The 6,164-nt window shown below is 60.6% G+C and carries 7 protein-coding genes; 2 read left to right on the forward strand and 5 right to left on the reverse strand.

Going from position 1 to position 6,164, the window contains the following annotated elements:
* Together Q0288_RS06955 and Q0288_RS06960 are read right to left on the reverse strand one after the other, a co-directional pair.
* Positions 1–1,400 (reverse strand): G8 domain-containing protein (locus Q0288_RS06955; RefSeq protein WP_299429083.1); only part of this gene is annotated, 1,400 nt, incomplete at its 3' end.
* Positions 1,401–1,553: 153 nt separating this feature from the next.
* Complete coding sequence (locus Q0288_RS06960) at positions 1,554–1,799, reverse strand: hypothetical protein (RefSeq protein WP_299429085.1); 246 nt, start codon at positions 1,797–1,799, stop codon at positions 1,554–1,556.
* 95 nt (positions 1,800–1,894) lie between these two features.
* On the opposite strand from Q0288_RS06960, the gene Q0288_RS06965 reads away from it, so the two are divergent.
* Complete coding sequence (locus tag Q0288_RS06965; RefSeq protein WP_299429087.1) at positions 1,895–2,182, forward strand: type II toxin-antitoxin system prevent-host-death family antitoxin; 288 nt, start codon at positions 1,895–1,897, stop codon at positions 2,180–2,182.
* The gene (locus Q0288_RS06970; protein WP_299429089.1) at positions 2,166–2,441 is read left to right on the forward strand and encodes a Txe/YoeB family addiction module toxin; all 276 of its coding nucleotides are present in this window, start codon (positions 2,166–2,168) and stop codon (positions 2,439–2,441) included. Before Q0288_RS06965 ends, Q0288_RS06970 begins: the two co-directional genes overlap by 17 nt.
* 92 nt (positions 2,442–2,533) lie before the next feature.
* Here the strand turns inward: Q0288_RS06970 and Q0288_RS06975 are convergent, their stop codons facing one another.
* From Q0288_RS06975 to Q0288_RS06985, 3 genes are all read right to left on the reverse strand, one after another.
* Positions 2,534–3,754, reverse strand: a complete 1,221-nt coding sequence (locus Q0288_RS06975; RefSeq protein ID WP_299429091.1) for a VWA domain-containing protein — start codon at positions 3,752–3,754, stop codon at positions 2,534–2,536.
* Positions 3,755–3,825: 71 nt separating this feature from the next.
* On the reverse strand, positions 3,826–5,247 hold the full coding sequence (locus tag Q0288_RS06980; protein ID WP_299429093.1) for a sigma 54-interacting transcriptional regulator: 1,422 nt from the start codon (positions 5,245–5,247) through the stop codon (positions 3,826–3,828).
* 148 nt (positions 5,248–5,395) lie between these two features.
* Complete coding sequence (locus Q0288_RS06985) at positions 5,396–5,977, reverse strand: lactate utilization protein (RefSeq protein WP_299429095.1); 582 nt, start codon at positions 5,975–5,977, stop codon at positions 5,396–5,398.
* Positions 5,978–6,164 lie beyond the last annotated feature (187 nt).

Genomic DNA, 6,164 nt, shown 5'->3' on the forward strand with positions numbered 1-6,164 from the left:
CTCTTCCGATCTCTATCTGGATCTGCCCGGCTGCCGGTAATCCAGATAGCCCCCAGATCGCCCACGTTGCCCGGTGCGCCGATCCCTTTACCCAGCAGGTAGGAGTGAACCACGTTGTCGCGGAACGCGAAGCGGTTGGGATCCACCGCCCCCACGTTGTCGAACCAGAAGGCGGTAAACTCGCCCCCCGCCGCTACGTTGCCCACAAATCGGTTGCTGGGACCCTTAATCCAGAAGGTAGCGGCCTGATCGTCGTTTTGCCCCACCTGGATGGGGTTGCTGGGCAGGTAGGGAAAGGCTCGAGTCAGTACCGCCAGATTGCGCTCGAAGAGGTTGTCCTGTTCGCTGCCGTCCTCGGTCATGATGCTGTGCCCCATGGTGTTGTACAGGACGTTGTTCCTGACGATTACATGGTCGGTTCCATGCACCACAATCCCGCGCTGGAAATTGCTGTGGAAGCTGCTGTTTTCCAGATAGTCGCCTGGCGAGCCGCCGTTCAAATGCCAGTGAAAGGGGTAGCGGGCCAACTTATTGAACTGGCCCAGGCGGCGAAACTCCACCCCGCGAATCCTGGCACTGCTGCGCAAAGCCGGATTGGTCTCGCGAATATTGGGATCCGAGCCCATTACCATCACGTGGCCTCCGAAACCACCCGCCTGGTTGCTGTCGCCCTGGACCACGATATTGCGTGAAAGTAACCCAACCGCAGCCCGTGCGTCCAGCACACGGCCCTCGAAATTCTGCAACTCGCCAAAGCGTCCATACTCGAGGGCACGATCCAGCGTGAGGGTAGTGCCGTGGACGGCCCGGATGGTACGGGTCTCGGCCTGGTGGGGGTCGAGCGAGGTAGGGGCAATCACGATTAGCTCCCCGACCCGCCAGTCCACCGGATCGCTCAGGACAATCTGGGTGCTTCCTGCCGGTGCAGTGGCGGCCAGTTTCGTCCAGGAAACCCGGTTCTCGCCGATAACCTCCAGCCTCCCACCCGACATTGCACCCAGAAACTTGGTTCCCATTCCCATGCCCATCTCATCCCTAGTAGGGTCGGAGCCCGTGAGGGTTATAACCGCACGGTGGGTGAAAGGGTGTGCTTCCGAGCCAATGCTCAACTTGCCCGGGTTCATCACGAGCAAAAAACCCGTCACCAGGTGGAGATCTCTACGTGCAAATTCCAGATTTCCGCGTACCGTTACCCCCGCCAGGGGAGGGGGGTTCTGATCGAGGATGACCGTACTGCCCCGAGGTATCAAGACTGGATCGCCTTCTTCAGGCTTTTCCAGTCCAAGGCTGGCCCAGAACCGCGCATCCGACCAGTAGCCCGTATTGGCGGGCAAAGGCGCACTGAACTGGCAAGCGCTCAGGCCCAACAGGAGGAGTAAAATTGCGAAGCGTGGACTCATAGGACTTGGCAGGCCGTGCAGCTATGCCCTCGCTACTCATACTGCCACTAGTCCACACGGTAGCGGGGTATTTTCCAAACCTCAATGGCTCAACTTTAGGTTACGCTGCATGACACGCAAATGCAGGGCATTTGTCCTGCCGCGCCACTCGAGCTAAAGGCGCTCCAGAACCTCTTCGCTCTGCTGAAAATAGCCATCTTTGGGAATTAGCACATAGCCCCCCGCGCCCTTCGCCGGGTAGTAGGGCACCTCGAGGCGTAACTCCCGCGTTGCGCCCTCGAGGCGGCGGATCTGTGCGGGGTTGAAGGCAGGCCGGGGCCGGAACTGCACGGCCTGCGAAATGCGTTCGATTAAGAGTGCCAGGTAGGCAGAGATTCCCCAGGTTCGGGCCGATTTCACAAAGGGTAGTGTAGCTGGAAGCGAAGGGAAGAGGATGAGTATAGATAAACCACACTCACTTTTAGAATTGTACAGGGTCATTGTACAATAGTTTTGTGGCTATTGAAACGAGTTACAGCCAGGCTAGAGAGCAGCTGGCCACACTGCTAGATCGTGTGACCAACGATCTGGAGGTGGTCATCATCAACCGTCGCAGCGGGAAGCGCGTGGCCATGATTGACGCCGACGAATACGAAAGTCTCATGGAGACCGTACATTTACTGCGCTCCCCCAAGAACGCCGAGCGGCTGCTGAAGGCGCTTGAGCAGGCCCAGCGCAGCGAGGGCCTCAAGGGCAGCACCGCCGATCTGCGACACGAGGTACTGGGTGGCAAAGGCAAATAGGCCGCGTGAGGCGCTGTTCACGCCGGCCTTTCTCGAGGATCTGCGCTTCTGGGTGGACACCGACCGCAAGGTTGCGGTCAAAATTTTCGACCTGATCGAATCGGTCTTGCGCGAACCCTTTGCTGGGATCGGCAAGCCCGAACCGCTCAAATACCTCGGCCCTGGCATGTGGTCGCGCCGAATCACCCAGGAACACCGCTTGGTCTACCGCGTCTTGGACGCGTGGATTGATTTTTTACAGGCGCGGTATCACTACTAAAGGCGATTCCCCCAAATCTCTTCAGTACCATACTCTGCACGAAGGTCATTAAGGGCGGTTATTGCATTGGTATCGAAGTACCAGTAGGCCATCTAATTCCGGCTGACCTTCCTGTTTAAGAAATCCATCAGTACATACCGCCCGATGTTCCCCGGCGTGGTCATGTAAGCCTTGCCTTTGGTAATCTGGGTCAGCTTCTTGACGAAGGCCAGCAGCTCGGGCTCCCGAGCCAGCATGAAGGTATGGATGGGGATGCCTTCCTTGCGGGCCAGGGTGGCTTCTTTCAGGGTCTCGGCCAGAATCACCGGGTCGAGGCCCCAGGCGTTCTTGTAAATCTGGCCCGAGGGCAGCGTGAGCGCAGAGGGCTTGCCGTCGGTAATCATGATGATCTGCTTCATCTCGCCGCTCATCTTCTTGAGCATCTTGCGGGCCAGCTTGAGTCCCTCGGCGGTGTTGGTGTGGTATGGCCCGACCTGCACGGTGGGGAGTCTGCCCAGCGGCACTTCCTCGGCGCTGTCGTGGAAGACGCCAAAGCGCACCTGGTCGCCCGGATACTGGGTGCGGATCAGGTGGGCCAGGCCCAGGGCGACACGCTTGGCAGGGGTGAAGCGGTCTTCGCCGTAGAGAATCATCGAGTGCGAGCAGTCCAGCAAAACCACCGTGTTCATGGCCGCGGTGTACTCGGCCAGCTCGATGGTCAGGTCGTGCTCCTCGAGGTTTTCCAGTCCTTTCATCACCACCTTCTTGAGCGTCTCGCCGATGTTGAGGTTGGGCTGGTCGCCAAACTCGTAGGGCTTGGTCTCGCCGCTGCTCTCCACCCCCGAGGCATAATGGCGTGTGACATGGGCGCCAGGAGCATTTTTGCCCAGCGAGCCCAGCAGGGTGCGCAGGCTCTTGAGGCCCAAAAAATCCACCGATTTGTTGGTGAGTTCCAGTCGGGTGTCCTGGGCCTCGCCCTGCATGCCCTGGCCCCGGGGTTCGGTGGGGTCGCTGCCGGGCATCCGGATAAAACCCTCGTCCTGCAATCGCTGCATCAAGCGCTGTAATTCCTGACCCAGCCGGGTTTCCTGGAAGTTCTGGGCCTTGCGGGACTCTTGCAGCCACTCCTCGGGGATGCGGTCTTGCTCGAGCAGGGCTTGCAGCAGCGCATCCATCAGGTCTTCGGTGGTGGGTGCGCGGTGGGGGTCGGGCTGGTAGCGGTTGTAGGGGTCTGAAAAGCCCGAGTCCATCAGAAAGTCCTGGATCATGTCCATCAGGTCGGTCCCGGACAGGTCGTCGAAGCCGGGCTCGTACTTGGAGTATCGGATGCGCATATATCCTCGCTGATAGCCGATAGCTAAATTTTTGCGTCCGACTATTAGCTATGGCCTGTTCGCCGTGAGCACTAGTTCCCGCTTCCCCACCTTTCGCGCTCACGCTCGACGGGGGCGCTGTAGGATTCTTCGCCCCTGGCGATCTTGCGGCGGCCTGCCAGCCCTTCGAGGATAAATTCCCCGGCGGCCACCTGGGCTTCGGGGGTGGTTTGGGGCTCGAGTTTTTTGGCGGAGGCCATGAGTCCCGGCACCTTTTCCATTTCCTTCAGCACCGCCTTAGCGCTGCCCTCGGGCAGGGTGAGGAGGTTGCCGTCGGCAAAGTATTGCACGATTTCGTCTACCTGCAAGCTGCGGGCGCGTTCGCCATACGAGAGGCCAAAGGCTTTGAGGAGCAGGTCTCTGGCCACCCGCTCGGCCCCCTGGAGCTCGCCCTCGTATTCCATCTCGATCTTGCCGGTGATGGCAGGCAGGGCGGCATACAGGTCGAGTGGACGGGCTACCGGGTGCTCGCCCAGCAGCAACGCACGGTGTTCGGCACTGGAGGCCACCAGTTCCAGCAGGCTGATCGAGAGGCGTTGCGAGACCCCCGAGCTTTTGTCCACCCGCTTATCCTCACGGGCCACAAAAGCCACCGCCTCCGAGGCCTCGGCCACGTAAGCCGGAATGTACATGCCTTCCTCTCGAGCAATCCAGGCTTCCTGGCGGGTGATGGAGAGGCCCTCCTCGAGGGTTTTGGGGTAGTGGGTGCGAATTTCCGAGCCGATGCGGTCTTTGAGGGGGGTGACAATTTTGCCACGGGCGGTGTAGTCCTGGGGGTTGGCCGTAAAGGCAATCCACACGTCCAGTTCCAGGCGTACTGGATAGCCGCGAATCTGCACGTCGCCCTCTTGCAGGATGTTGAAGAGGGCCACCTGCACCTTGGGGGCCAGGTCGGCCACCTCGTTGATGCCAAAGATGCCCCGGTTGGCACGGGGCAGCAGGCCATAGTGCACAGCCTCGAGGTCGCCCAGCCCGGTGCCGCGTTTGGCAGCCTTAATGGGGTCAATATCGCCCAGAATATCGGCCACAGTGGTGTCGGGGGTGGCCAGCTTCTCCACGTAGCGTTCCGAGCGGGGAATCCAGACGATGGGTGCATCGTCGCCGGCTTCTTCTAGTATGCGCCGGGCTTCCGCCGAGAGCGGGAACAGTGGGTTATCGCGGATCTCGGTGGGCAGGGCTGGAATTTCGTCGTCCAGGAGTTCAGTGAGCTGGCGCAAAATGCGGCTCTTGGCCTGACCGCGCAAGCCCAGCAGAATGAAGTTGTGCCGGGCCAGAATGGCATTGATCAGGCTGGGGATCACCGAGTCGTCGTAGCTCCGGATGCCAGGGAAGAGCTTCTCACCCGAGCGAAGCTTGCCGATCAGGTTTTGCCGTGCCTCATCCCTGACGCTGCGGCGGAGCTTCTCCAGCGGATAGGATCGCCTGAGTTCACCGAGGGTTCGGGCCTGGGTCATGGTACAAGTCTAGTCCCGATGCCGGGATGATTGTGTATATCAGGTTGGGTTTGCAGGGGTCGGAGGTCTGAATAAGGCCGTACTCCACCTGACCTTCGACTCTCGATTTAATGGGACATACGCTGCCCAGAGTCCTTTTACCCAGTCCCTAACCTTGCACCCCAGACAGCACCGCCACAACCAGCCGACCGGGGCCGTGCACGCCCTTGACCATAATCTGACCGATATCGGCTGACTTGCTGGGGCCGGAGTGCAGGCCGATGGCAGAGGGAAGGTCAGGTTGGATGGCATTCAGGGCCTCGAGCAGGGTCGGGTAGACTTTCTCCTGAGGTACAAAAACCAGGTGGGAAGGCGGCAAGAGCTGGGTGCGGCGGCCCTCGAGGCTAGTGAGTAGCACCGTGCCGGTCTCGGCTACCGCCCCCGTAGCCCAGGAGATGCCCAGCGGGGCCTCCTCGGGGGGCAGGGCGGGCAGACTCGGGTGAAGGGCGGGGGGCACCAACCGGCTCACCGCCACCCCGGTGAAGGTTTGAGCAAACCCCCGAAGCCAGTTCTGGGCTGCTTCCAGGTTTTCCAGGAGCACCACCTCGCCCCCGTTCTCGCTCAGGCGCAGGGTGAAGAGGGAGAGGGCCTCCTCGGCTGGCAACGACGGCAAAACCAGGGGCTCCGGCAGGGAGACTCGGGGACGGTGTTCCAGAGCCCGGCCTATACGCCCCAGAATTCGTTCGCGCATACCGGAAGTATAGCAATGCTGCGAGGGGTGGAGTGGAGTCCGGAAGACCTGGGAGCCTGCTGGAGTCCATCGGTAAATCCCGAGCGCCGTTTGGGCCATACAAAAAGAATTCGGCTGACTCCTCCCCCCTTTTTGGGAGGGAAAGGTGGGGGGCCCGGGCCACAGCCTCGTGTATGCACGTGTCGCG

The sequence above is a fragment of the uncultured Meiothermus sp. genome (assembly GCF_937863175.1).
GTDB lineage: Bacteria > Deinococcota > Deinococci > Deinococcales > Thermaceae > Meiothermus.

What these genes read in the sequence shown, in the direction of transcription:
- Q0288_RS06975 (WP_299429091.1), bottom strand. Translation starts at nt 3,754, where the DNA reads ATGCGCATCCGATACTCCAAGTACGAGCCCGGCTTCGACGACCTGTCC.
- Q0288_RS06980 (WP_299429093.1), bottom strand. Translation starts at nt 5,247, where the DNA reads ATGACCCAGGCCCGAACCCTCGGTGAACTCAGGCGATCCTATCCGCTG.
- Q0288_RS06985 (WP_299429095.1), bottom strand. Translation starts at nt 5,977, where the DNA reads ATGCGCGAACGAATTCTGGGGCGTATAGGCCGGGCTCTGGAACACCGT.